Origin of the sequence: Cognatundibacterium squillarum, assembly GCF_014652435.1 — a bacterium.
In the GTDB taxonomy this organism is placed as follows: Bacteria; Pseudomonadota; Gammaproteobacteria; order Burkholderiales; family Burkholderiaceae_D; genus Undibacterium; species Undibacterium squillarum.
Map to the genome: position 1 here is coordinate 184,320 of NZ_BMYU01000005.1, position 22,574 is coordinate 206,893.

General features: G+C 53.6%; 24 protein-coding genes and 1 tRNA gene. 11 read left to right on the forward strand and 14 right to left on the reverse strand.

The features are described from left to right. Nucleotides 1-120 precede the first annotated feature (120 nt). Nucleotides 121-195: transfer RNA gene (locus IE092_RS11800), tRNA-Arg, on the forward strand. Nucleotides 196-368: 173 nt separating this feature from the next. After that, complete coding sequence (locus tag IE092_RS11805) at nucleotides 369-1,469, forward strand: HAF repeat-containing protein (protein WP_189357382.1); 1,101 nt, start codon at nucleotides 369-371, stop codon at nucleotides 1,467-1,469. Nucleotides 1,470-1,573: 104 nt separating this feature from the next. On the opposite strand, the gene IE092_RS11810 is transcribed toward IE092_RS11805, so the two are convergent. The 6 genes from IE092_RS11810 to kynB form a co-directional block, all read right to left on the reverse strand. Continuing rightward, nucleotides 1,574-2,200, reverse strand: coding sequence for a LysE family translocator (locus IE092_RS11810; RefSeq protein WP_189357490.1), 627 nt, complete (start codon nucleotides 2,198-2,200; stop codon nucleotides 1,574-1,576). Nucleotides 2,201-2,264: 64 nt separating this feature from the next. Further along, nucleotides 2,265-2,480, reverse strand: coding sequence for a hypothetical protein (locus IE092_RS11815; protein WP_189357383.1), 216 nt, complete (start codon nucleotides 2,478-2,480; stop codon nucleotides 2,265-2,267). 191 nt (nucleotides 2,481-2,671) lie between these two features. Next, nucleotides 2,672-2,890: a hypothetical protein gene (locus IE092_RS11820; RefSeq protein ID WP_189357384.1), complete on the reverse strand. Its 219-nt coding sequence runs from the start codon at nucleotides 2,888-2,890 to the stop codon at nucleotides 2,672-2,674. Nucleotides 2,891-3,025: 135 nt separating this feature from the next. Then, nucleotides 3,026-3,886, reverse strand: a complete 861-nt coding sequence (kynA, locus tag IE092_RS11825; protein ID WP_189357385.1) for a tryptophan 2,3-dioxygenase — start codon at nucleotides 3,884-3,886, stop codon at nucleotides 3,026-3,028. Nucleotides 3,887-3,923: 37 nt separating this feature from the next. Beyond that, entirely contained in the window at nucleotides 3,924-5,171 is a 1,248-nt protein-coding gene (kynU, locus tag IE092_RS11830; RefSeq protein WP_189357386.1) for a kynureninase, read from the reverse strand. Between the two features lie 24 nt (nucleotides 5,172-5,195). Next, nucleotides 5,196-5,915, reverse strand: a complete 720-nt coding sequence (kynB, locus tag IE092_RS11835) for an arylformamidase (protein ID WP_373295331.1) — start codon at nucleotides 5,913-5,915, stop codon at nucleotides 5,196-5,198. A 69-nt stretch (nucleotides 5,916-5,984) separates the two neighbouring features. Between kynB and IE092_RS11840 the strand changes: the two genes are divergently transcribed. Beyond that, nucleotides 5,985-6,485 carry an Lrp/AsnC family transcriptional regulator gene (locus IE092_RS11840; RefSeq protein WP_189357388.1) on the forward strand — a complete coding sequence of 167 codons (501 nt, stop codon included), beginning with the start codon at nucleotides 5,985-5,987 and terminating at the stop codon, nucleotides 6,483-6,485. Here the strand turns inward: IE092_RS11840 and IE092_RS11845 are convergent. Next, the gene (locus IE092_RS11845; protein WP_189357389.1) at nucleotides 6,468-7,538 is read right to left on the reverse strand and encodes a serine hydrolase domain-containing protein; all 1,071 of its coding nucleotides are present in this window, start codon (nucleotides 7,536-7,538) and stop codon (nucleotides 6,468-6,470) included. The two genes, IE092_RS11840 and IE092_RS11845, sit on opposite strands and share 18 nt — an antisense overlap. Nucleotides 7,539-7,644: 106 nt before the next feature. Here IE092_RS11845 and murJ point away from each other — a divergent pair, with 106 nt between their 5' ends. After that, nucleotides 7,645-9,198 (forward strand): murein biosynthesis integral membrane protein MurJ, encoded by a 1,554-nt coding sequence (gene murJ, locus IE092_RS11850; protein ID WP_189357390.1) that lies wholly within the window; start codon nucleotides 7,645-7,647, stop codon nucleotides 9,196-9,198. A gap of 87 nt (nucleotides 9,199-9,285) precedes the next feature. Here murJ and ppnP read toward each other — a convergent pair whose 3' ends face one another. The 3 genes from ppnP to argF form a co-directional block, all read right to left on the reverse strand. Next, nucleotides 9,286-9,600, reverse strand: coding sequence for a pyrimidine/purine nucleoside phosphorylase (gene ppnP / locus IE092_RS11855; RefSeq protein ID WP_189357391.1), 315 nt, complete (start codon nucleotides 9,598-9,600; stop codon nucleotides 9,286-9,288). Between the two features lie 66 nt (nucleotides 9,601-9,666). Continuing rightward, nucleotides 9,667-10,899, reverse strand: coding sequence for an argininosuccinate synthase (locus IE092_RS11860; RefSeq protein WP_189357392.1), 1,233 nt, complete (start codon nucleotides 10,897-10,899; stop codon nucleotides 9,667-9,669). A gap of 138 nt (nucleotides 10,900-11,037) precedes the next feature. Further along, complete coding sequence (gene argF / locus IE092_RS11865) at nucleotides 11,038-11,955, reverse strand: ornithine carbamoyltransferase (protein WP_189357393.1); 918 nt, start codon at nucleotides 11,953-11,955, stop codon at nucleotides 11,038-11,040. Between the two features lie 374 nt (nucleotides 11,956-12,329). Between argF and IE092_RS11870 the strand changes: the two genes are divergently transcribed. The 4 genes from IE092_RS11870 (at nucleotide 12,330) to IE092_RS11885 (ending at nucleotide 16,317) form a co-directional block, all read left to right on the forward strand. Then, the gene (locus IE092_RS11870; protein WP_189357394.1) at nucleotides 12,330-12,989 is read left to right on the forward strand and encodes an SGNH/GDSL hydrolase family protein; all 660 of its coding nucleotides are present in this window, start codon (nucleotides 12,330-12,332) and stop codon (nucleotides 12,987-12,989) included. 98 nt (nucleotides 12,990-13,087) lie between these two features. Continuing rightward, complete coding sequence (locus IE092_RS11875) at nucleotides 13,088-13,744, forward strand: alginate O-acetyltransferase AlgF (protein ID WP_189357395.1); 657 nt, start codon at nucleotides 13,088-13,090, stop codon at nucleotides 13,742-13,744. Between the two features lie 20 nt (nucleotides 13,745-13,764). Beyond that, nucleotides 13,765-15,162, forward strand: coding sequence for an MBOAT family O-acyltransferase (locus IE092_RS11880; RefSeq protein WP_189357396.1), 1,398 nt, complete (start codon nucleotides 13,765-13,767; stop codon nucleotides 15,160-15,162). A 9-nt stretch (nucleotides 15,163-15,171) separates the two neighbouring features. Next, complete coding sequence (locus IE092_RS11885; RefSeq protein WP_189357397.1) at nucleotides 15,172-16,317, forward strand: alginate O-acetyltransferase AlgX-related protein; 1,146 nt, start codon at nucleotides 15,172-15,174, stop codon at nucleotides 16,315-16,317. Nucleotides 16,318-16,663: 346 nt separating this feature from the next. Here IE092_RS11885 and rsgA read toward each other — a convergent pair whose 3' ends face one another. From rsgA to IE092_RS11900, 3 genes are read right to left on the reverse strand one after another with little or no spacing between them, the layout of a single operon-like run. After that, nucleotides 16,664-17,569, reverse strand: coding sequence for a ribosome small subunit-dependent GTPase A (gene rsgA / locus IE092_RS11890; protein ID WP_189357398.1), 906 nt, complete (start codon nucleotides 17,567-17,569; stop codon nucleotides 16,664-16,666). Then, nucleotides 17,569-17,916 carry a 4a-hydroxytetrahydrobiopterin dehydratase gene (locus IE092_RS11895; protein ID WP_189357399.1) on the reverse strand — a complete coding sequence of 116 codons (348 nt, stop codon included), beginning with the start codon at nucleotides 17,914-17,916 and terminating at the stop codon, nucleotides 17,569-17,571. The genes rsgA and IE092_RS11895 overlap by 1 nt, the downstream gene beginning before the upstream one ends. Before the next feature lie 42 nt (nucleotides 17,917-17,958). Next, nucleotides 17,959-19,215 carry a M48 family metallopeptidase gene (locus tag IE092_RS11900; RefSeq protein WP_189357400.1) on the reverse strand — a complete coding sequence of 419 codons (1,257 nt, stop codon included), beginning with the start codon at nucleotides 19,213-19,215 and terminating at the stop codon, nucleotides 17,959-17,961. Nucleotides 19,216-19,254: 39 nt separating this feature from the next. On the opposite strand from IE092_RS11900, the gene orn reads away from it, so the two are divergent. Continuing rightward, nucleotides 19,255-19,839: an oligoribonuclease gene (gene orn / locus IE092_RS11905; RefSeq protein ID WP_189357401.1), complete on the forward strand. Its 585-nt coding sequence runs from the start codon at nucleotides 19,255-19,257 to the stop codon at nucleotides 19,837-19,839. Between the two features lie 435 nt (nucleotides 19,840-20,274). On the opposite strand, the gene IE092_RS11910 is transcribed toward orn, so the two are convergent. Beyond that, nucleotides 20,275-20,631, reverse strand: coding sequence for an FKBP-type peptidyl-prolyl cis-trans isomerase (locus IE092_RS11910; RefSeq protein WP_189357402.1), 357 nt, complete (start codon nucleotides 20,629-20,631; stop codon nucleotides 20,275-20,277). A gap of 197 nt (nucleotides 20,632-20,828) precedes the next feature. On the opposite strand from IE092_RS11910, the gene IE092_RS11915 reads away from it, so the two are divergent. Both IE092_RS11915 and IE092_RS11920 read left to right on the forward strand, forming a co-directional pair. Further along, entirely contained in the window at nucleotides 20,829-21,803 is a 975-nt protein-coding gene (locus IE092_RS11915) for a YVTN family beta-propeller repeat protein (RefSeq protein WP_189357403.1), read from the forward strand. Continuing rightward, on the forward strand, nucleotides 21,766-22,566 hold the full coding sequence (locus IE092_RS11920; protein WP_189357404.1) for a polysaccharide deacetylase family protein: 801 nt from the start codon (nucleotides 21,766-21,768) through the stop codon (nucleotides 22,564-22,566). Before IE092_RS11915 ends, IE092_RS11920 begins: the two co-directional genes overlap by 38 nt. The last annotated feature ends 8 nt before the right edge of the window (nucleotides 22,567-22,574 follow it).

The window sequence follows — 22,574 nt, forward strand, 5'->3', positions numbered from 1 at the left end:
GCGCTATTGTACGTCAAGCCCGCAGTGCGAAGGGTAAAACCGGCGGTGGCTGAATTGATTGTTAGCAGCATGTCAGGTAAGATACCGCGCTTGCTGTGCCGCCGCGCACAGACACCGCGTCTCGCCGTAGTTCAATGGATAGAACGTATGCCTCCTAAGCGTAAGATACAGGTTCGATTCCTGTCGGCGGGACCAGTGTTTTTCGGTTTCAATTCCTCTTTCTCCTCCGTTTTCCCCTTACTGTCTGTTGCCGTTGTCTGGTGAGCGTTAGCTTGTTGGCCGGATATCGTTGTATTTTTACTAGCTTGCGTTTTCGATTATAAAAAACAGTTATAGTCGCCTCCTGATATTCAACCGGAGGGAGCCACATGCGTCGCTTTGCAGCCGTTGTTATATTAACTACCCTGAGCCTGTCGCAGGATGTGTATGCCAGTCGTTTCAGCCTTGGCGTCAGCCGCGATAAATATGGTGAGTCCGTTGCCAATGATATGAATAATGCCGGACAGGTGGCGCTGATCGTGCGAGATAAAGACGGCACGCCGCATGCAGCTTTCTTTGAGCGCGGCAAAGTCAGCCTGCTGGAAACCGGTGGTGAAATTGCCAGTGAAGCTAACCGGATCAACCGTTTTGGCGAGGTGATCGGTTCGGTGCAGCGCGATAACAGCTGGCAGGCAGTGATTTTCCATCAGTCACAAAACCCGACCATGCTGGGTACGCTTGGTGGCCGCAGCAGCCACGGTCTGGCACTGAATAATGCCGGCGAAGCGGTCGGATTTTCAGATCTGGCGGATGGCAGCTGGCATGCATTTCTTTACCGGCCGGGGCAGGGGATGCGTGATCTCGGTACGCTGGGTGGCAATATCAGTTATGCCGTGGCAATGAATGATACCGGGCAGGTGGCGGGTACTTCGGTGACTTCCGGAGGTTACCGGCATGCGTTTTTGTATGATCCGCAAAAAGGCATGCAGGATCTGGGTACGCTGGGCGGACGTTACAGTTCTGCGAATGCCATCAACAAACATGGCGTGGTGGCGGGTATGTCGGAAATGCCGGATCGCAGCAAGCATGCATTTGTGTATGACGGCAAAACCATGAAGGATCTGGGTGCGCTGATTGGTTATGGTGACAGCGTGGCAACCGGTATTAACGACGAGGGTCATGTGGTCGGCATCGTCGATCTGGAGCATATCCGTCTGGCTTTTGTCTGGCGCGATAACAAAATGCTGGTGCATCCGAGCGGAAAAAGTCTGTATCTGACCAATGCGATCAACAATGCCGGTCAGGTCGTGGGGGCTGTGTATGACCGTGGACTGGAAGCCGCCGCGATGCCATCTTCGACCCGCCCTTTTGTGGACCATGGCGGCGATACGATACTCTGGTTTAATGCGGCGATGGCTGGTCTGGCAGGTGTGCTGGTCTTTTTCCGCCGCCGCATTGCCGGATTCTTTAAAGCGCAAACAACTGTGTGACCTGGTGGTTCAGGTGGTAATTTGGTCTTTTCAAAAGCGATTCGATACAACAAAAAAGGATGCATGCAGCATCCTTTTTTGTTGAAACCGTGGATGATACCGCGTCAGCGTTGCGCCATCGCCAGTTTAAGGGCCAGACCGGCGAATACCGTTGCAGCAATTCTGTTCAGCGCGATTTGTGCACGTGCGGATTTGCGCAGAAACTGGCCTGCCGTCGCGGCAAACCACGCGATGCTGCCGAAAGCAATCAGCGTTGCCAGAATGAACAGGGCGCCCAGCTGAAAGAATTGCGGAGCAAGCGGCCCGCGTTCGGCAGAAACAAACTGCGGCAGAAACGCCAGAAAAAATAAAACAACTTTCGGATTCGTCAGATTCATCACAATGCCGCGCAGATACAGGCTGCCAGCGGCGAGGCGTTCACCTTCCGGTTTGTCGGCAGTGTCAGCCGGCGCATTAAATGCCCCGTAGGCCATGTAAAGCAGGTAGGTAGCACCGACCAGTTTCAGCACTGTGAACGCTGTCGCGGACGCCGCAAATACGGCAGCCAGCCCGAAAGCAATTGCCGTGGTGTGGACTATCAGTCCGGTACACAAACCAAGCACAACCAGCATACCGGCGCGTCTTCCCTGCATGGCAGACTGCATGAGGACAAAAACATTATCCGGGCCGGGACTGTATCCCAGCAAAATGGCGATGCCAAGAAAGCTGATGGCAACATCGACAGGCAGCATCATTCCTCCGTACAGTGCAAAAAAGAATGATTATGCCTGAACAATGTGTGCTTCCTGCAGAGGATTACTTGCGGTAGCGGCGTTTGCTGGAGTGCAGCACAACGCGTTCGGTAAAGGCAAATCCGCCGGCTTTGCCCGGGGTATATTCAATCGCACAACTGGTGCTGATCACCGGTTGCGTCAGCGGGTGATTGTCACTGGTGGTATTGCCGGTAATGCTCATTTCCGACAAAACAGCATCGGCGGATGCCGGGGTGCGGGTGACAGTGTGGGTAGACATCTGGACACTCCTGAAAGGAAAAAAGACAGAGAGGCTTGTGGCGTCTGTCCGGGAAAGCTGCGGATTTTAGTGTCTGTGCGGAAATTTTCAAGCAAAAACACTGAAAAACGTATTCTAACGCGCAATCGATTGCGCCGCAGGGAGTGCGGCGGTTTCAGCTGTCTTTTATCTGAAATCCTGCGAGGCTTGCTTTAGTGAGCGACGCGGGTATCGGTAAAGAAAGTCAGGATCTCTGACTGATTCAGACCATGCGCCTGCAGGTATTCGATGGCGACGCAACTGCCGTATTCGGCACGTATGGCCATCGCCATGGACAGCACGGGTGTCAGGGCAACTGGTCTGGTTGGTGTGGCTGCATCGGAGGGAAGTCTGGTGGAGGCCGGGGAGGTGACAGGAACAGCGGGTTTCATACATAAACTCCTGAACGGTGCGGGTGCAAATGCCCCGCACAGCATGATACGCCATGATGGTTCCGGATGTTGCAATGCAAAAGAGGCAGATATCGATCTGCCTCAATCTCTGTGCAATCCGCAACTGACGCCGTATCAGAGTTCGGTACGTAAGGCGTATAACTCAGGAAACAACACCACATCCAGCATTTTTTTCAGATAAGAAACACCCGCTGTGCCGCCGGTACCGGTTTTGAAACCGATAATCCGTTCAACGGTACTGACATGCCGGAAACGCCACATGCGGAAAGAAGTTTCCATATCCACCAGCTTTTCAGCCAGATCATACAAAGACCAGTATTTTTCCGGTGCGCGGTAGACTTCCAGCCAGGCTGCTTTGACGGATTCATTCATGCTGCGGGTTTGTGACCAGTCACGCTGCAGGCATTCCGCATCAATCTGAAATCCTGCTGCAGCCAGCTGACGGATGGCTTCATCGTAAATGGATGGTGTATCCATCGCAGCTTTCAGGCGCGTATGGATTTCCGGTTTGCATTCATGGACTGCCAGCAGGTTCGCGTTTTTATTTCCCAGTAAGTATTCGAGCTCACGATACTGGTGTGACTGAAAACCGGAAGACGCGCCCAGATACGGGCGAATCGCGCTGTATTCGCTTGGTGTCATGGTGGCCAGTACATCCCATGCATGTACCAGCTGATCCATAATGCGCGCAACGCGGGACAGCATTTTGAAGGCCGGAGGCAAGTCATTCGCCTGCATCTGAAGACGTACAGCATGCAATTCATGCAGCATCAGTTTGATCCACAGCTCGCTGGTCTGATGCTGAACGATAAACAGCATTTCATTGTGATCCGGTGACAGCGGGTGCTGGGCGCTGAGTACCTGATCCAGTCCCAGATAATCGCCGTAACTCATGGCTTCAGAAAAATCCATTTTTGCGCCATGCCAGGACATCGGGCAACGGCCTTCGCCGCTTTGATTTTGTTGATGACTCATATTGAAGTATCCAGTTGTTTGTTGGGGCTGTGAACCGTCAGGTCACTGCATTGCGTTTCAGATCAGGGTCATATGAGCGGGTCGCGAGCAGGTCACGTAAATGCTCAACGGCATCCCAGACGTCGGTAAAGCCGACATACAGGGGGGTGAAGCCAAACCGTAAAATGCCCGGTTCACGGTAATCGCCGATCACACCGCGGGCTATCAGTGCCTGAATCAGAGCATAGGCATGTGGATGGCGCAGACTGACCTGGCTGCCGCGCTGTGCATGGTCACGCGGCGTGACCAGCTCAATACCGAATCCTGCACAACGTTCTTCCACCAGTGCAATGTATAAGTCGGTTAGTGCCAGCGATTTCTGTCGCAGTGCCTGCATATCGGTTTTTGCAAATATTTCCAGACCACACTCAACCAGCGCCAGCGAGACAATCGGTTGTGTTCCGCATAAGGCTGCACGGATGGTTGGCTGGTGTTCAAAATGCGGGCTCATGGCAAATGGCTTCGCATGACCCCACCAGCCGGACAGAGGATGCCGGAATCTGGCCTGATGACGTTCCGGAACCCAGATAAATGCCGGTGAGCCGGGGCCGCCGTTCAGATATTTGTAGGTGCAGCCAACTGCAAAGTCTGCGCCTGCCGCGTTCAGATCCACCGGAACTGCACCGGCCGAATGTGCCAGATCCCACAGCATCAGTGCGCCGTGCTGATGTGCCAGCGCCGTTACTGCCTGCATGTCATGCAGGTAACCGGTGCGGTAATTCACATGGGTCAGCATCACGACGGCAGTCTCCGCATTCACGGCAGTGCTTAATTCTTCGGGACTGTCGATCAGATGGATACGGTAGCCGCGCTGCAGCCAGCCGGTCAGGCCTTCCGCCATGTAGATGTCGGTTGGGAAATTGCTGCGTTCGGTGATGATGACTTTACGCTGTGGAGATGCTTCCTGCATTTGCAGTGCCGCAGCCAGTGCCTTAAACAGGTTTGCGGATGTCGTGTCTGTCACCACCACTTCATCTGCGCCTGCACCAATCAGCGGCGCAAGCATTTTGCCGAGTCTGACCGGCAAATCAAACCAGCCGGCTTTGTTCCAGCTGGTAATCAGATCGGTTCCCCATTCCTGCTGTACCACTTCTGCGGCACGGCTGGCAGCGGCTTTCGGGCGTGCACCGAGCGAGTTACCATCGAGGTAAATCACACCTGCCGGCAAAGCGAATTCCTGCTTCAGCGCAGCGAGTGCATCATCGCGATCGAGTTGTTCGCACTGTTCTCGGCTTTGTATGGTCATGACTGTCTCCGTTTTGAATGAAAGTTATTCGCGGCGCAGCACCGCACGTACCGGGCTGGCATCCAGCCCCTGCAGACGCAGAGGCAGGCAAATCAGTTCGTAATCTCCTGCACTGACCGCATCGAGCACGATGCCTTCCAGAATCGCAAGACCGTGATGGCGCATGCGGTGATGCGCGTCCAGAGTTTTTGAGGTTTCCGGATCAAATGATGGCGTATCGATGCCGATCAGTCTGACGCCGTGTGCTGCCAGCAAATCAATCGTTTCCGGCGCCACGCTGGCAAAGGCGGAATCCCATTGCATCTGCGGCGCAGTCTGGTAGGTACGGAATAAAACACGCTGCGGCAAATCCTGCAGAAAGGGCAGCACATGCTCCGGCCGGACCTGATCGCAGCCAATGGCATGAATCACACGGCAAGGGCCGAGGTAGGTTTGCAAATCGACCTGATCAATGGCAAGGCCGTCTTTGTCGTAGTGCGACGGTGCATCGCAATGCGCACCGGTATGGGTGGACATGGTGATCTTGCTGACCTTTACCGGACAGCCATCCGCGATTTGCCATGTTGTCTCTGCGGAATAGGCGCTGTCACCCGGCCAGACCGGAATGCCGGGGGCGACCGGCGGCGTAATATCCCATAACTGCATATCCTGTCTCCGTTTGAAATTTTGTTGCCGGAAATTGTATGCGCGGATGGCTGACAGGTGCTTGCAAATTGCAGGGCTCAGGCAAGTAATTTTGGTGATTTATTCGATAGGAATGTAGAATATTTGCAGGAAATTTGAATTTTTTAGAAAATATTCTCAGAACTGCCTATGCAACTCGATCAGACTGATTTCAAAATTCTGCAGATTCTGCAAACCGAAGGGCGTATCAGCAATCAGGAACTGGCTGATAAAGTCCATTTATCGCCGTCCAGCTGCCTGCGCCGTGTTCGTATGCTGGAAGATGCCGGGGTTATTCATCAGTATTGTGCGGTTCTGAATCCGGAGCAACTGGGGCTGGAGGTGGATGCCTTTGTGCAGGTTACTATGCGCCGCGATGTGGAGAAATGGCACGAAAATTTTTCACGTGCTTTGCAAGCATGGCCTGAGGTGGTTGGCTCTTACATCATTACCGGTGATGCAAATTATCTGCTACGGGTAAGAGCCCGCAATCTGAAGCATTATTCACACTTTGTGCTGGAACGCTTATATAAAACGGAAGGCGTTCTGGATATCCGTTCGAATATCGTGCTGCAAACCCTGAAAGACACACATCAGATTGATGTCAGTCTGATTCAGGGTGTGCAGGGGCATTCAGCGGGTTTTCAGTAAGGCCGTGAGCAATGGTGCAGCAGGGCCCTGATTGGCCCAGGTTTGCGTCATATCCAGATCGCCATTGGTACTGACCAGTATCAGGATGTTGCCACTGTTGGTATCCACCAGATTCAGAATACGTAATCCCGCGATCCAGCCCTGACGTTCGGTAATAACAACCGGTTTTGCTGGATCCGCACCGCTGAAAGGATAAACCCAGACACCGAGCGCACCGCCGGTCGCATTCGGCTTAGTCATTTCGGCGCGTGCTGCAGCACTTATCAGTTTGCCCTGAATGAATGCGCGGTTCATGGCGATTAAATCCGGCAGTGTGCCGAATGAAGAACCTGCCGCGCCGTAACTGGCTAAATTCACTTCAGGTTCCGGCTGGCCATTCAGAATTCCGTGCACATGGGATGGATTGTCCTGCATCGCGGCGGTATAAAGACCAGCCTGTTTCATTCCGGCGGGTTGAAACACGCGTTTTTGCAGCAGTTGCTGAAAACTCTGACGGTTCAGTTTTTCCAGCAACGCGCCTAACACCATGTAATCGCAGTTGTTGTAATCAAAACGTGCACCGGGGGCAGCCTGAACCGCCTGTGCGCAAACACCGGTTGCAAATTCCTGCATGTTGTCGCCACGGTTTGCTGCTTTCATGTGAAAGTCCGGAATCGCGTTTTCATTGTATAAGCCGGAATAATGCATCAGTAACTGGCGTATTGTTGTTTTGCGCGCATCTGCATTCGGGTAGTCCGGCCAGTACTTTTCCAAAGCGTCATCCAGTTTTAATTTGCCCGCATCAACTTCCTGCATGATCAGAATGGCTGTCATCATTTTCGTGACAGAGGCAAAGCGGAAGGTTTTATTCAGTGCTCCGAAGTTCCCGATACTTTTCTGCAGAAAAATCTGATCTCCGCGCGCAGCAACCACCGCTCCCTGAAAGCCGCTTTGCGCCAGCTGATCAGTGGCCTTTTCAAGTGCTGCGGTATCTGCAGCAACTGCACTCAGGTGAGTGCTCAGGGTCAGCAAGATGCCGCACAACAGGCGGCGCGAACGGGAAACGCTCAGCATAAAATAGCTCCGGGGCAGCAATGAGAAGTCTGTCAGGTTGTCCGGCAGTGTACCAAAACAGTCTGAAAAGGGAAGTTTGTGCACTGCACAGGTATAATGCCGCCCCATGAACTTACTTAAAACCCTTGTTTCTATCAGTGGCATGACCATGCTGTCCCGCATCACCGGGCTGGCGCGCGATGTCCTGATTTCCACGCAGTTCGGTGCCAATGGCATGACCGATGCGTTTAACACTGCGTTCCGTATTCCTAACCTGTTGCGCCGCCTGTTTGCTGAGGGGGCATTCTCACAGGCCTTTGTACCGATTCTGGCGGAATATAAAACCCAGAGTGGTGAGGAGCGTACCCGTGAACTGGTGGATCACGTCGCTACCTTGCTGACCTGGGCGCTGGTAGTTACCTGTCTGCTCGGTGTGCTGGGCGCGCCGGTGATTACCTATTTCGCGGCGAAGGGTTTTATGTCGCGGCCGGACGACTACCACGCGACGATAGTGATGACCCGGATCATGTTCCCGTATATCGGCTTTATGTCGATGGTGGCACTGGCTGGCGGCATTCTGAATACCTGGCGCGAATTTAAAGTGCCTGCATTCACGCCGGTACTGTATAACCTGTGTTCGATTGCCGCATCGCTGTGGCTGGCACCGCATATGGAACAACCTATCTATGCGCTGGCGATTGCGGTGTTTGTCGGCGGTCTGCTGCAATTGTCGATACAGATTCCGGCACTGGCGAAAATCGGCATGCTGCCGCGCATTGGTTTTGGTATGCAGGCGGCGTGGCAGGATGAAGGCGTGCGTCGTATTCTGCGTAACATGGCACCGGCCATTCTGGCCGTGTCTGCTTCGCAAATCAGTATCCTGATTAACACCCGCCTGGCTTCAGAAATGGTGGCAGGCAGTACCAGCTGGCTTGCCAGTGCAGACCGCCTGATGGAATTTCCAACTGCGATGCTGGGTGTGGCACTCGGTACGATCTTGTTGCCGGGTTTGTCGAAAGCAAATTCGGCCGGCGATACGAAAGAATATTCTGATTTGCTGGACTGGGGGCTGCGACTGACCTTTTTGTTGGCAATGCCCGCAGCAGTGGCGCTGGCTATCATTCCTGAAGCACTGACCGCCACTTTATTCCACCACGGAAAATTTGACGCACATGCTGTGCACATGACATCGAATGCGCTGGTTTCCTACGGCATTGGTTTGCTGGGGCTGATTGTCGTGAAAATCCTCGCTCCGGGCTTTTATGCGCAGCAGAATGTCCGTACACCGGTCAAAATTGCTGTCTCGGTGCTGATCACTACCCAGTTACTGAACCTGATTTTCGTACCGATGTTTGCCCATGCAGGGCTGGCATTGTCGGTGGGTTTAGGCGCCTGTATGAATGCTACTTTGCTGTACACTGGTTTGCGTAAGCGTGGTATTTACAAACCACGTCCGGGCTGGTTCCTGTTTTTATTGAAACTGATCGCTGCGCTGATGTTGCTGGCGGCAACCGCATCGTATATTTCGGATCAGATTCCGTGGCTGGAGCTGAAATCCATGCCGGTGTTACGGCTGGGCCTGATGGTGATGCTGATGGTGGCGTCGGCGGGTATTTACTTCGCAGCGCTGGGATTGATGGGATTCCGTCCTAAAGATTTCCGTAAAACGACACGTGCATAAACGGTTTTGCCGTCGCAGTAAAAAAGGCTTTCCTGATCACGGAAAGCCTTTTTTCTTGGTGATATCTAATCGCTGCAATCACGAAAATCACAAAAAGTGGCAGACGTAATCCAGTAATTCCAGTGTTTCGATATCAAATTTTGCATTTGCCGGTACGTCGAAAGACTGACCGCCTGTATAGGTTTTCCATTCCGTTTCGCCTTCCAGACGTACGCGGCAGGTACCTGCATTCAGCTCCATGCGTTCTGCTGCACCTGTGCTGAACGTCAGGCTGGACGGGAAAATCACACCCAGCGTCTTACGGCTGCCATCGGCAAATAAAACAGTATGGGAAATACATTTGCCATCAAAGTACACATTGGCCTTGGTGATGACGCTGACCTGATCGAACTGCGTTGTCATTGCTGCTCCTGTCAAAAAAAAGCCCGCTCACAGGAGCGGGCCGGGATAGGTTAATCCATCCGTTAATTACTGACCGCGTTTCGCGCGCGCATTGGCAGCAATACGCATACGCAGGGCGTTCAGTTTGATAAAGCCACCGGCATCTGCCTGATTGTAAGCGCCACCGTCTTCATCAAAAGTCGCGATCGTCTGATCAAACAGAGAATCGGTTTTGGAATCACGCGCAACAGTGATCACGTTGCCTTTGTACAGCTTCACGCGTACCCAGCCATTCACGCTTTGTTGCGTATGGTCGATCAGTGTTTGCAGCGCAATACGCTCAGGAGACCACCAGTAACCGTTATAAATCAGGCTGGCGTAACGTGGCATCAGATCATCTTTCAGATGCGCCACTTCGCGATCGAGTGTGATCGATTCGATTGCACGGTGGGCGCGCAGCATAATTGTGCCGCCAGGGGTTTCGTAGCAACCACGGGATTTCATGCCGACGTAACGGTTTTCCACCAGATCCAGACGGCCGATGCCGTGTTTGCCACCCAGCTTGTTCAGTTCAGTCAGTACAGTTGCCGGAGACATACGCACACCGTTCAGAGCCACGATATCGCCGCGTTCGAATTCGATATCCAGATATTCTGCTGCGTCCGGTGCCTGCTCCGGGCTGACTGTCCAGCGCCACATGGATTCTTCTGCTTCTGCGCTCGGGTTTTCCAGATGGCGGCCTTCGAAACTGATATGCAGCAGGTTGGCATCCATCGAATAAGGCGCACCGCCGTTACGGTGTTTCATATCGATATCGATACCGGCATCTTCCGCGTATTTCAGCAGTTTTTCACGGGACAGCAGATCCCATTCACGCCATGGGGCGATGATTTTGACGCCCGGCATCAGCGCGTACGCACCCAGCTCGAAACGCACCTGATCATTCCCTTTACCGGTTGCGCCATGGGAGATCGCATCCGCGCCGGTTTGTTTTGCGATATCGATCAGGCGTTTTGCGATCAGCGGACGGGCAATCGATGTGCCCAGCAGGTATTCACCTTCGTACACCGTATTCGCACGGAACATCGGGAATACGAAATCGCGGACGAATTCTTCGCGCACATCATCAATGAAAATATTTTCCGGTTTGATGCCGAATTTCAGTGCCTTGGCACGTGCCGGTTCCAGCTCTTCACCCTGACCGAGGTCAGCGGTAAAGGTCACCACTTCACACTGGTAGTTATCCTGCAGCCATTTCAGAATGACTGAGGTATCGAGGCCGCCGGAGTAGGCGAGGACGACTTTTTTGATATCGCTCATGATGTGCTTTCGTAACGTCTTGGAAAAGTTCTTTACTGTTCTGCAGGTTCCGGTTTTGTGCTGCCGCCGGAAGCAGGCTGCCGGAAAAGTCTGGCGGCAGTTTGCACGTCAGACAGCGGCCGGCAGGGCCGCGTCGGATTAATTACTGACCTTGCCGATCACCAGATATTCGAGCAGGGCTTTCTGTACGTGCAGACGGTTTTCTGCCTCGTCCCAGACTACGGATTGCGGGCCGTCGATCACGCCGGCAGATACTTCTTCACCGCGATGCGCAGGCAGGCAGTGCATGAACAACGCATCTGCATTGGCACGCGCCATTTTGGCTTCATCTACAATCCAGCCGTCAAAGGCTTTCAGGCGTGCCTGATTTTCTGCTTCATAACCCATACTGGTCCACACGTCGGTGTTGACCAGATCGACGCCGGCGCAGGCTTCGGAAGGATCATCAAACAGGGTGAAGTGCTGATTATCTGCATCCACCAGCGACATATCCATTTCATAGCCCTTCGGTGTGGATACATGCAGATGGAAACCGAAAACTTTGGCTGCCTGCAGCCAGGAGTACAGCATATTGTTCGCGTCACCGATCCAGGCTACTTTTTTACCGCTGATATCGCCACGGTGCTCAATATAGGTGAACACGTCGGCCAGTACCTGGCAAGGATGGTGCTGGTTGGTTAAGCCGTTAATGACCGGAACGCGCGAATACTCAGCAAAGCGCTCGATCATGGATTGTTCGAATGTACGGATCATGATGATGTCGCACATGCGGGAAATCACCTGACCTGCGTCTTCCACAGGTTCACCACGACCAAGCTGGCTGTCGCGGGTATTCAGATAGATCGCTGCGCCGCCTAGCTGATGCATACCGGCTTCAAACGACAGGCGGGTGCGGGTGGAGTTTTTCTCAAACACCATGACCAGTGTGCGGTCTACCAGCGGATGATAGGTCTGATACGCCTTGAAGCGCTGTTTGATGATGCGGGCACGCTGCATCACATATTCGAATTCTGTACGGGAGAAATCAGAGAACTGCAGAAAGTGTTTAATAGCCATAAATAGAAACCGGCAGCTTCAGTGCCTGCTGCCACAATCAAAACGAATTCATTATAAGGGAAGATTGCCTGAACTCCGTATTAAATTCAGGAAAACCTGCAATCTGGCGTGATATTGCTGTTTTTGCAGTGCGGAAACTGACCTTATCTTACCGAAAATCTCAGCAAGAGCAACTTACCCCATTTTGTTAATTTTCGTCAATTCGTAAAAAAAACGATGAGTTAAGGGAAATGTTGCCAATGTGACAGTAACAATTGGTAACATCCTCATTATAATTCGGTCAGGAGGTGGCGTGACGGAATACGCTGCTTAAGGGGTTTTTCGCGCACAGTTACTGGATTGTGCCGTTTTTATTCATTCGCCGGGAAATACATATGAGCGCACTCTTAGCCGGACTGACCGTCCTCGTCATTGGCGACAGCCACATGTCTACGCCAGACTATCTGATTACCACCCTGCACAACGACCTGATGAAAAAAGGGGCGGTCGTGTATTCTTTCGGCGCCTGCGGTGTGGCGGCCGGTGAGTGGATGGTGAAAACCCAGTCCTCCTGCGGTGGCGCAGAGCGCATCAAGGATGGCCCGGTCGTGGTGAAAGAAGGTCAGGAAGCCATGACCCGTCCGTTCAATGAAATGGTCAAAACCTATAAACCGAATCTGGTCGTTATCGTGAATGGTGACACGATGGCGGGCTACAACCAGCCTGAACTGCAAAAGACCTGGATCTGGCAGCAGGTTTCCCGCCTGACCAAAGGCGTTAAAAACAATAATGTTGCCTGCGTCTGGGTTGGTCCGGCATGGGGTGCAGAAGGTGGTAAATTCAATAAAACCTTCGCCCGCGCGCAGGAAATGTCGAACTACCTGTCAGAAATCACCGCGCCATGCACCTATGTGGATTCACTGAAATTGTCGAAACCGGGTGAATGGGGTTCCACCGATGGTCAGCATCTGGACATCGCCGGTTATAAATCCTGGGGTGAAGCGATCGGTAATGCGATTGTGACACCGGAAATCCTGAAAACGATCAAACGCTGATCATCACTGAACGCCGGATGCTGCGGGCGCGCGCTTTTGTACAGACAGAAGTACCGTGTACCGCAGCATTTTTTATAGCCCGCTGATCTGATATGACAATGAAAAAACTGATCCTGACCTGTCTGGCACTGTGCACCTCCCTGACTGCATACGCCGATAATTCTCTGTATGAAACCGGCCCCAGTCAGGATTCATCCTTTGTCCGTTTTCTGAATGCAGCAGGCGATAAAGTCACGATTACCAACGGCGCGAATAAACTGGCGCTGGGTGCGCAAACCGATAACCGTGTATCGCGTTTTTTTCCGGTAAAAGCTGGTGACAAGCTGACGGCCAGTGCACAGGCAGGCAGTCTGAAAACCTCGGTGGAAGTCGTCGCAAAACCGGGCGAATTTATCACCGTAGTGCTGGTACCGCAGGGCAGTGCGCTGGATAAGCTGATCGTGCGCGAATCACCAACGGACTTCAACGCCAACCGTGCTTCGATCTCGTTATTAAATGCTGACCCTGCCTGCGCACAGGCTGGTCTGAACGGCGGCGCAAAGGGTGCATCTGTTTTTGAAAATGTCGCACCGGGTGCAACGCAGCGCCGTCTGGTCAATGCCGTCAAACTCAGTGTGCAGGCGCAGTGCGGTAAATCGAATGCCGGTGCTGCTGTCGATATGGGGCAGTTGCAGGCCGGAGAGCGCTACAGCGTGATCGTGATTCCTGCAAAGAAAGCCCAGCAAGTATTCTTCGTGCGTGACAGCACCTCCTGATCAGACGCCGGGCCTGCATTATGGTATTCGCCTCACTCGAATTTCTGACGCTGTTCCTGCCGCTGTTTTTCGCGTTTTATCTGCTCACGCCGCAGCGTTTCCGTAATCACACGCTGCTGGTCGGGAGCTGGATTTTCTACGCATGGTGGACACCGAAATTTCTGATTCTGATCATCGCGCTGACGCTGCTGGCATGGGGCGCAGCAATCCTGATCGATAAAACCAGTGATGAGAAATGGAAAACGCGCTGGATGGCGTGGGCGATTATTCTGAATCTGGCCTCACTTGTCTGGTACAAATACACCAATATGCTGGTCGGCACGCTGAATGAATTCCTGACCGGCCATCAGATGCAGCCGGTACCGTGGGAACACGTGATGCTGCCGATTGCACTGTCATTCACTGTACTGCATGCGATTTCGTATCTGGTCGATGTGCGCCGCAAAGTCGTGCCTGCGCAATACGATGTACTGGCATTTTCGGCTTACATGGCAATGTTCCCGCATCTGATTGCAGGTCCGATTGTGCGTTACAAAGTCATCGATAAAGAATTGCGCGAGCGCGTCTTTTCGATGGAGAAATTTTCGCTCGGCGTGCGCCGCTTCATGATCGGCTTCTCGATGAAAGTGCTGATTGCGGATACGCTGGCGCCGGTCGTTACGCTGTGTTTCGGTCTGAAAAATCCGGGTTTCTGGGATGCATGGATAGGTTGCGTCGCTTACACTTTCCAGTTGTATTTCGACTTCGCCGGTTACAGCGCGATGGCAATTGGCCTGGGCCTGATGCTTGGCTTCCATTTTGAAGAAAACTTTAATAATCCGTATCTGGCGGTGTCGATTCAGGACTTCTGGCGCCGCTGGCATCAGACGCTGTCATCCTGGCTGCGCGATTATCTGTACATCAGCCTTGGCGGTAACCGTTACGGCATTACCCGCACTTATATCAACCTGATGCTGACCATGGCCATTGGTGGTTTGTGGCATGGCGGCGATAACTGGAATTATCTGATCTGGGGCATTATTCAGGGCACGGCACTGTGCTGCGACCGTGCATTCACCCAGCGCGGATTATCCATGCCGGACTACGCTTCGCGCGCACTGACCATGCTGACCGTGATGCTGGCCTGGACCGTGTTCCGTGCGACAGGGTTCGATAATGCGCTCGGCATGTGGGCCGGACAATTCGGCCTGAACGGCTTTGGCATTCAGGACGAAGTCATCCTCGCGCTGCGTCCGATGATTCTGCTGACCTTTGCGATCGGCTTGTGCTGCGTGGTGTATCCGGCGACAGCGATTGCAAAACGCGGTGGTCTGGGTGTGATGCAGTGGAGCATGCTGTGGCCGGTGCTGACCTTTGCGTATGGCGTGGTGGTGCTGGCGGGGCAGAAAGCCATTCCGTTTTTGTATTTTCAGTTTTAAGAGGCCGGTATGAGCGAATCATTTCAATATCGTCCTGAAAAAGCCGGTGTCTGGAAATACCTGCCTGCGCTGGCATTCGGCCTGATCACCGTCGGCGGTTTGATCGCCGGTGTGCGCAGCCTGCAGCAGATTCCTGCTGAAAAATGGACTGAGATGGCAGACTGGCGCAAGGTTGCGCAGGGTGAATCCACCCGCGTACTGACCAGCCAGCTGAATGAACACTTTATCTTCAGTAAAGACTTCGCCGCCACGGAACGTGCGGTCAGCTGGAATCTGGCGCGCGATACCGGTGCGCAGGTGCGTCCCGGCTGCCCGGGCTGGTTTTTCCTGACCGAAGAACTGACAACTTTCGACGGTGGCCCGCAAAATGCCCGCGCCCGCGCGTGGATGGTGACCGAAGTTGCGCGTCAGCTGAAGCAGCGCGGCATACCGCTGGTGATTGCCATGGTGCCGGACAAAGCCCGTATCGAAGCGGCGCAGACTTGCGGCCTGCATCGCCCGGCAGCGTTTGCCGCCCGTTATGACCTGTGGATGAATGAAGTACGTGCCGCGGGAATCACGGTGCTGGACTTGCGCGAGCCTTTGCAGCAAGTACAGGGCGAGCGTTATTACCGTACCGATTCGCACTGGAATGAAGCCGGCGCCAGCGCGGTTTCCGCTTACATTGCGCAGCAATTACGCCAGCAACAACTGATCACCACCGACGCTGCGCCAATGAATGCAGAAACCGTGAAAAGCCGTCAGGGCGAACGCATGGGCGATTTGTATAAATTGTCCAGCCTGAACGATGTGCCGCTGTGGGCGCGTCCGGCAACGGAAGTCACCACGCTCAGCGATGTGGCACCGGTGGCGGTGCAGAGTGATGACTTGTTCGGCGACAGCGGCTTACCGGCTTTGTCGCTGATCGGCACCTCGTTCAGCCTGCGCGGCAATTTCGTACCTTTCCTGAGCCGCCATGTCGGCGCACCGGTCGCAAATCTGGCCAAAGACGGCGGCGCATTTGACGGCGCAGCCCAAGCCTTCTTCCACAGCAAAGTCTTCGAGCAGGAACCGCCGAAGCTGATCGTCTGGGAAATCCCTGAACGCATGCTGCAACGTTCGTTCGATGCCAAAGAACGGGCCTGGTATCAGACGCTGAAGCAGGGCAAGCTGTAAAGTCCGCCCTTCTGCAAACTCAGCAACATTGACATCAAAAAAAGCTGAAGCTGCCTGAGGGCAGCTTTTGTTTTTCGGGTGTCTGATTCAGTGTCGTCTATGGGCAGGTCAATTACCTGCTCACAATGCCCAAAAACACCCGAAATGCGGCATTCAGCACAGAAAAAAGGGTAGTTTTCACGGACGTCGGCAGAAACTCTGGCTCGCAGGGCAGAGGGTAAAAAGTACAAATGCGGAGTTCTGCATAATACAGGGCTAGTAGTGCAGGCATCTGGTTGCGAGCAGGATGAAAAAAACGGTGCCGTCAAAGCACCGTTTTTTGTTTTTACGCCTGATCAGCGATGGGTCAGTAACCGACTTTTTGCTTGGATTCGTGCACCAGCTGTTCAAACAAGTCATGGCGCAGAGTGGTAATCTCGCCGCTTTCCACCGCCGCCAGCACGGCGCAGCCGGGTTCGGCATGGTGGTGGCAGTTATAGAATTTGCAGTGACCGAGGTGCGGTACAAATTCCGGAAATGCTCGCTCCAGCATGCCTTCACTCAGATGATGCAGACCGAATTCCTGAAAGCCCGGTGAATCGATAACTTTGCCGCCTTCCGGCAAATCGTACAAACGGGTGAAGGTGGTGGTGTGCTTGCCGGTATCCAGTGCAGCAGAAATTTCGCGGGTCGCAATATCGGCATCCGGCACCAGCAGATTGATCAGCGAGGATTTACCCATGCCGGACTGGCCGATCAGTATCGTGCTTTCGCCCTGAATAATCTCCAGCAAGGCAGCGCGGGTGGCTTCCGGATTGCCCTGCGCCGACACTTCCAGCACCGGATAACCGATGTCGCGGTACATTTGCATGCGTTCACGCGCACGCGGTAACGCTTCAGCCAGATCGACTTTGTTCAGCACCAGCCACGGCGTAATCCCAGCCGATTCTGCCGCCACCAGCGCGCGCGAAACCAGATCATCAGTGAAGCCGGGTTCGGTTGCCACCACAATCAGCAGGCGGGTCAGATTCGCTGCCAGCATTTTGGATTTGTACTGATCCGAGCGGTACAGCAGGGTTTTGCGCGTGACGATTTTTTCGATAACGGCCTGATCTTTAGAAGTCAGCGCGATCTCGACCAGATCACCGACGGCGATATCACTTTTCTTGCCACGGGTCACGCAGTGCAGGCGCAGCTTCTGGCCATCGACTTCAGCAGTCGCCAGATAATGGCGACCATGTGCAGCGATGATTTCTGCCTGTTGCGTCGCCATTATGCGAAGCTCTGTTCAAAAATGGCATCCACTTTGGCCGCCAGAATAAAGTCATTCAGCGAGATACCGCCTTTGCCGTCATTTACGGTATGGGTGTCAAAGCGCAGCAGTACGCGGTTGTAGGTCAGCACCAGTTCCGGATGATGATCTTCAGCGTGAATCACGTAGGCAATCGCGTTCACAAATGCCAGTGCTTCATAATAATTTTTGAATTCATACGTTTTGGCAATGCGTGCACCATCCTGTGCCCAGCCCGGTGTGGCTTGCAGTGCTGTCGCGATCTCGTCCGCTGTCATGCCGGTTTCGGTGTGCTGGCAGCGCAGGTTCAGTAACTGTTTGTTGTCCATTGTTGTCTCTTGAAAGTTTGTATGAAATCGTTCGGTAAGTAATCAGTTCGCCATCAGATGCTGAATGCGGATGCTGGCAGGCGGATGCGAATCGTAAAACGTGGAATGCAAAGGGTCCGGCGTCAAGGTCGATGCATTGTCGTCATACATTTTGACCAGCGCATTGCGCAGGTCATCTGCGCTGGCATGTTTTGCAGCAAAGGCATCGGCTTCGAATTCGTGTTTGCGTGAGCCTATCGACATCAGCGGCGAAAACACAAAGGTGAACACCGGCATGATCAGCATAAACAGTAACAGCGCCATTGCATCAGTACCACCAAGCGCCATCGGATCAACACCGAGGCCAGTGTAAAACCAGACCTGATTTTTCAGATAACCGAGTAGCGCCAGAAACGGCAGCGTCATCACAAACATCAGCGCGATGCGTTTTTTGATGTGATTCAGTTTGAAGTGACCAAGCTCATGCGCCAGCACCGCTTCAATTTCCGCAGGTTCAAGGCGTTCCAGCAGGGTGTCGTAAAACACGATGCGTTTGACTTTGCCGAAACCGGAAAAATAAGCATTGCCGTGCGCGCTGCGACGCGAACCATCCATCACAAACAAGCCACCGGAAGCAAAGCTGACGCGCTGCATCAGGTCTTCGATACGCGCTTTCAGCGTTTCATCGGCCAGCGGGCTGAATTTGTTGAACAGCGGCGCAATCAGATTCGGGTACAGAACCATCACCAGTAACTGAAAACCGCAGAACACCGCCCACGCATACAGCCACCACAGTTGTCCGGCCTTTTCCATCAGCGTCAGGATCACCCACAGCAAAGGCAGCATCAGTGCGCTCATCAGCAGCGTGCTTTTGACCAGATCGGCAACAAACAGGCCGATGGACATATTGTTAAAGCCGAAACGTTCCTCGACCACAAACTGACTGTACAGGCTGAGCGGAATGCCGATCACGCCGGACACCACGGAATATGCCGCGATCAGACCAATCTGATACAGCATGCCGGGGCCGGTGTAAGACAGCACCAGATCGGACAGCCATTGCAAGCCGCCGAACAGGGTCAGCGCGAGCAGCACCACGACTTCAACCACCAGCAATACCTGTCCGAACTGGGTTTTGGTAATGCTGTAATCCGCGGCTTTCTGGTGCGATGCCAGGCTGATTTTTTCAGCGAAATCGGCTGGTACCTGCGCGCGGTGACGGGCAATATGACGGATCTGACGGTAGGCCAGCCAGAACTGCAGGGCGACCGACAGCGCTAAGAAGCCGGTGAATAAAACGGTAAAGCTGACAGAATTCATGGGAAAATGTGACATTCGTAAAAAAGCTAAGGAAGAATTATGTCACAAGCTCACGATAACCAAGCATCTGCGACAGCCATCAAACCGGACGACATGAACCTGATCTGGGTTGATATGGAAATGACCGGTCTGGATCCGGACACCGATAAAATTCTGGAAGTCGCGGTCATCGTGACCGATTCGCAGTTAAACGTACTGGCCGAAGGCCCGGTACTGGCGATTCATCAGAGCGATGCCACGCTCGATAAAATGGATGCGTGGAACAAAGGCACGCACGGCAAATCCGGTCTGATCGACCGCGTCAGAGCATCGGAAGTGACTGAAGCAATTGCCGAAGAAACCCTGATTGCTTTCCTGAAAGACTACGTACCGGCAAATAAATCACCGATGTGCGGCAACACAATCTGTCAGGACCGCCGCTTCATGGTGCGCGGTATGCCGAAACTGGAAGCCTTCTTCCATTACCGCAATCTGGACGTATCGACACTGAAAGAACTGTGCCGCCGCTGGAAACCGGAACTGGCGTCCGGCTTCAAAAAAGCGCAGAAACACACGGCGCTGGCCGATATCCGTGAATCGATTGAAGAACTGAAGTACTACCGTACCCATTTCATCAAGGAATAAGCGGCGCTGAATGCCGCTGTGCCGGTGATTCGGCCAGCGCGGCAAATGCGGCAAGTGCGGCAAATACGGCAAACAGGTAGCAAACAAATAGCAAAAAAACGGACTGCAAGCGCAGTCCGTTTTTTTATGCTCAGACGACATATCACCAGCGGAACCGGCGCGGAAAGTGTCAGAACGCACTGCAAGCATCCTGATGCAGTCCGGGGTTCGCCGGAAATGCTCAGTAAGGCGCAAAACTGCCCAAAAACGGGTTAAATGCGGTGTTCTGCACAGCGATCCGGCGGTCGTCGGCAGAAAGTCCGGCTCTCCGGAAATGCCTGATGCGGATAGCTGCATAGTCCGGGTGCCGGAGCATGGCCGCAGGCAACAAAAAAGCCGCGATCATTCGCGGCTTTTTCAGTGCAGATGACTGAAGAAATTCAGTCAGTGCGGGAATTACACACCCAGCAGTTCTACTTCAAAAATCAGGGTTGCGTTCGGAGGAATCACGCCGCCTGCACCGCGCGGACCGTAGCCCAGTGCGGAAGGGATAGTCAGAATGCGTGTGCCGCCGATTTTCATGCCTTGCACGCCTTCATCCCAGCCTTTGATCACATGGCCAGCACCCAGCGGGAACGAGAAAGGCTGATTGCGGTCTTTGCTGGAATCAAATTTCGCGCCGGCAGAACCGTCAGCATTTTGCAGCCAGCCAGTGTAATGTACGACAACGTGGTTACCGGCTTGCGCTTCTGCGCCTTCGCCAACGACTTTGTCTTCGTATTGCAGGCCGCTTACTGTAGTGATCACACTCATGATTTCTCCAATTCAAAAAAGTGGCGGTATTGTAGACCAAATCCGTTGGCGCAGTATGCACGCTTGCTGACGGGAAAAATGCCTTGATACCGCGCAATTTTGCATGAAATCCTGAAAAACCTGTGTCAGTGGCAGCACTGCAGTGCACAACGCGGGTTAAAATGCAGCTTCTGTTTATCAACTCAGGTCTGAGATACATGCGTAGTCGTTTCCTGCTGGCAAGTCTGCTGGCCGCTCTGGTTCTCCCGCTGACTGCACAGTCTGCCAGCAGCAATGTGGTGGTCGTACTGAATTCGCGTGATGCAACCGTCACACTGCTCGATCAGCAATCCTACAAAGAAATCAGTACTTTCCCTATTGGTAAGGAACCGCACCATCTGATGGCGACACCGGATAACAAATCCCTGATCGTTGCCAATGCCGTCGGCGACGAACTGGTGTTTCTGGACCCGAAAACCGGTCAGATTCAGCGCCGTATCAAAGATGTGGCAGATCCTTACCAGATCGGTTTTTCACCGGACCAGAAATGGTTTGTGTCGAATTCCCTGCGTCTGGACCGTGTAGATATTTATCGCTACGACGGCACGAATCTGAAACTGGACAGCCGTGTGCCGCTGCCGAAACTGCCTAGCCACATGGCATTCGATGCCGCCAGCACCACTGTATTCATTACGCAGCAGGGCAGCGATCAGGTGTCCGCGATTGATCTGGCGACGCATAAAGTTAAATGGACGCTGCCGGTCGGCAAACTGCCAGCCGGTATCGCGATGACACCGGACGATAAATATCTGCTGGTCGGCATCATGGGTGCCGATTATGTGGAAGTGATCGACTGGCGCGCACAGAAAACCATCAAGCGTGTGAAAGCCGGTGTCGGTACGCATAATTTCCGCGCACTGGGCGACAAGCGCCATGTGTTCGTATCCAACCGTACCTCCAACGAAATCAATATTTTCGACCAGCAAAAACTGGAAATGGTCGGTTCGATTCCGGTACCGGGCGGCCCTGACTGTATGGAAGTCAGCGAGGATGGCAAAACCCTGTGGGCTACGCTGCGCTGGATTAAAAAAGTTGCGGTGGTGGATATTCCATCCCGCAAAGTCATCAAACTGATTCCGGTCGGACGCTCGCCGCATGGTGTGTACTTCGCAAACCGCGCAGGCGATAAGTAAAGCCGCGCTGCTGGCTGCCGCACTGTGCAGCCAGTCTCTCAGCGCTGCTGCTGCGACTGCGGCAGCGCCTTCCTGCCGTGCCACGGTCTACCTGAGCTTCGATACCGGCTCGCAATCGCAGGCACAACTGATTGCCGATACCCTGCGCAAATATCAGATCCGCGCTACGTTTTTTCTGGCAAATGAAAAAACCGTGCGCGGCGATTATTCCCTCGATCAGAGCTGGCAGCCTTTCTGGCAACAACTGGCACGCGATGGCCATGCTTTCGGCAGCCATACCTTTGACCACGTCTATGTGGTGCGTGATTTGCCGGATGGCCGCATCGCGGTCAAACCACAGTTCGGGCCACAGGCTGGCAAAATACTGCAATGGACACAGGCAGAATACTGTACGGAACTGCGTCGAGTGACGGAACGTTTCCAGCAACTGACTGGTCAGAAAATGGACCCGTACTGGCGTGCACCGGGTGGACGCTTAACACCGGGGCTGGAGCAGGCTGGTCAGCGTTGCGGCATGCGTCACGCAGGCTGGGCGCCCGCTGGTTTTTCCGGTGACGAACTGCCAAGCGAACAAGTCAGCAACGCCCGCTTGCTGAGCAAGATGCTGAAAGGCCTGAAAGACGGCGATATCGTCATGGCACACATGGGCATCTGGTCCCGCAAAGATCCGTGGATGCCAGCGAATCTGGTGCCGCTGATCGAAGGCTTACAGCAAAAATCATTTTGTTTTGCGACACTGCGCGAACATCCTCTTTATCGCTGAAGAAACAC

What these genes read in the sequence shown, in the direction of transcription:
- IE092_RS11805 (WP_189357382.1), top strand. Translation starts at nt 369, where the DNA reads ATGCGTCGCTTTGCAGCCGTTGTTATATTAACTACCCTGAGCCTGTCG.
- IE092_RS11810 (WP_189357490.1), bottom strand. Translation starts at nt 2,200, where the DNA reads ATGCTGCCTGTCGATGTTGCCATCAGCTTTCTTGGCATCGCCATTTTG.
- IE092_RS11815 (WP_189357383.1), bottom strand. Translation starts at nt 2,480, where the DNA reads ATGTCTACCCACACTGTCACCCGCACCCCGGCATCCGCCGATGCTGTT.
- IE092_RS11820 (WP_189357384.1), bottom strand. Translation starts at nt 2,890, where the DNA reads ATGAAACCCGCTGTTCCTGTCACCTCCCCGGCCTCCACCAGACTTCCC.
- kynA (WP_189357385.1), bottom strand. Translation starts at nt 3,886, where the DNA reads ATGAGTCATCAACAAAATCAAAGCGGCGAAGGCCGTTGCCCGATGTCC.
- kynU (WP_189357386.1), bottom strand. Translation starts at nt 5,171, where the DNA reads ATGACCATACAAAGCCGAGAACAGTGCGAACAACTCGATCGCGATGAT.
- IE092_RS11840 (WP_189357388.1), top strand. Translation starts at nt 5,985, where the DNA reads ATGCAACTCGATCAGACTGATTTCAAAATTCTGCAGATTCTGCAAACC.
- IE092_RS11845 (WP_189357389.1), bottom strand. Translation starts at nt 7,538, where the DNA reads ATGCTGAGCGTTTCCCGTTCGCGCCGCCTGTTGTGCGGCATCTTGCTG.
- murJ (WP_189357390.1), top strand. Translation starts at nt 7,645, where the DNA reads ATGAACTTACTTAAAACCCTTGTTTCTATCAGTGGCATGACCATGCTG.
- ppnP (WP_189357391.1), bottom strand. Translation starts at nt 9,600, where the DNA reads ATGACAACGCAGTTCGATCAGGTCAGCGTCATCACCAAGGCCAATGTG.
- IE092_RS11860 (WP_189357392.1), bottom strand. Translation starts at nt 10,899, where the DNA reads ATGAGCGATATCAAAAAAGTCGTCCTCGCCTACTCCGGCGGCCTCGAT.
- argF (WP_189357393.1), bottom strand. Translation starts at nt 11,955, where the DNA reads ATGGCTATTAAACACTTTCTGCAGTTCTCTGATTTCTCCCGTACAGAA.
- IE092_RS11870 (WP_189357394.1), top strand. Translation starts at nt 12,330, where the DNA reads ATGAGCGCACTCTTAGCCGGACTGACCGTCCTCGTCATTGGCGACAGC.
- IE092_RS11875 (WP_189357395.1), top strand. Translation starts at nt 13,088, where the DNA reads ATGAAAAAACTGATCCTGACCTGTCTGGCACTGTGCACCTCCCTGACT.
- IE092_RS11880 (WP_189357396.1), top strand. Translation starts at nt 13,765, where the DNA reads ATGGTATTCGCCTCACTCGAATTTCTGACGCTGTTCCTGCCGCTGTTT.
- IE092_RS11885 (WP_189357397.1), top strand. Translation starts at nt 15,172, where the DNA reads ATGAGCGAATCATTTCAATATCGTCCTGAAAAAGCCGGTGTCTGGAAA.
- rsgA (WP_189357398.1), bottom strand. Translation starts at nt 17,569, where the DNA reads ATGGCGACGCAACAGGCAGAAATCATCGCTGCACATGGTCGCCATTAT.
- IE092_RS11895 (WP_189357399.1), bottom strand. Translation starts at nt 17,916, where the DNA reads ATGGACAACAAACAGTTACTGAACCTGCGCTGCCAGCACACCGAAACC.
- IE092_RS11900 (WP_189357400.1), bottom strand. Translation starts at nt 19,215, where the DNA reads ATGAATTCTGTCAGCTTTACCGTTTTATTCACCGGCTTCTTAGCGCTG.
- orn (WP_189357401.1), top strand. Translation starts at nt 19,255, where the DNA reads ATGTCACAAGCTCACGATAACCAAGCATCTGCGACAGCCATCAAACCG.
- IE092_RS11910 (WP_189357402.1), bottom strand. Translation starts at nt 20,631, where the DNA reads ATGAGTGTGATCACTACAGTAAGCGGCCTGCAATACGAAGACAAAGTC.
- IE092_RS11915 (WP_189357403.1), top strand. Translation starts at nt 20,829, where the DNA reads ATGCGTAGTCGTTTCCTGCTGGCAAGTCTGCTGGCCGCTCTGGTTCTC.
- IE092_RS11920 (WP_189357404.1), top strand. Translation starts at nt 21,766, where the DNA reads ATGGTGTGTACTTCGCAAACCGCGCAGGCGATAAGTAAAGCCGCGCTG.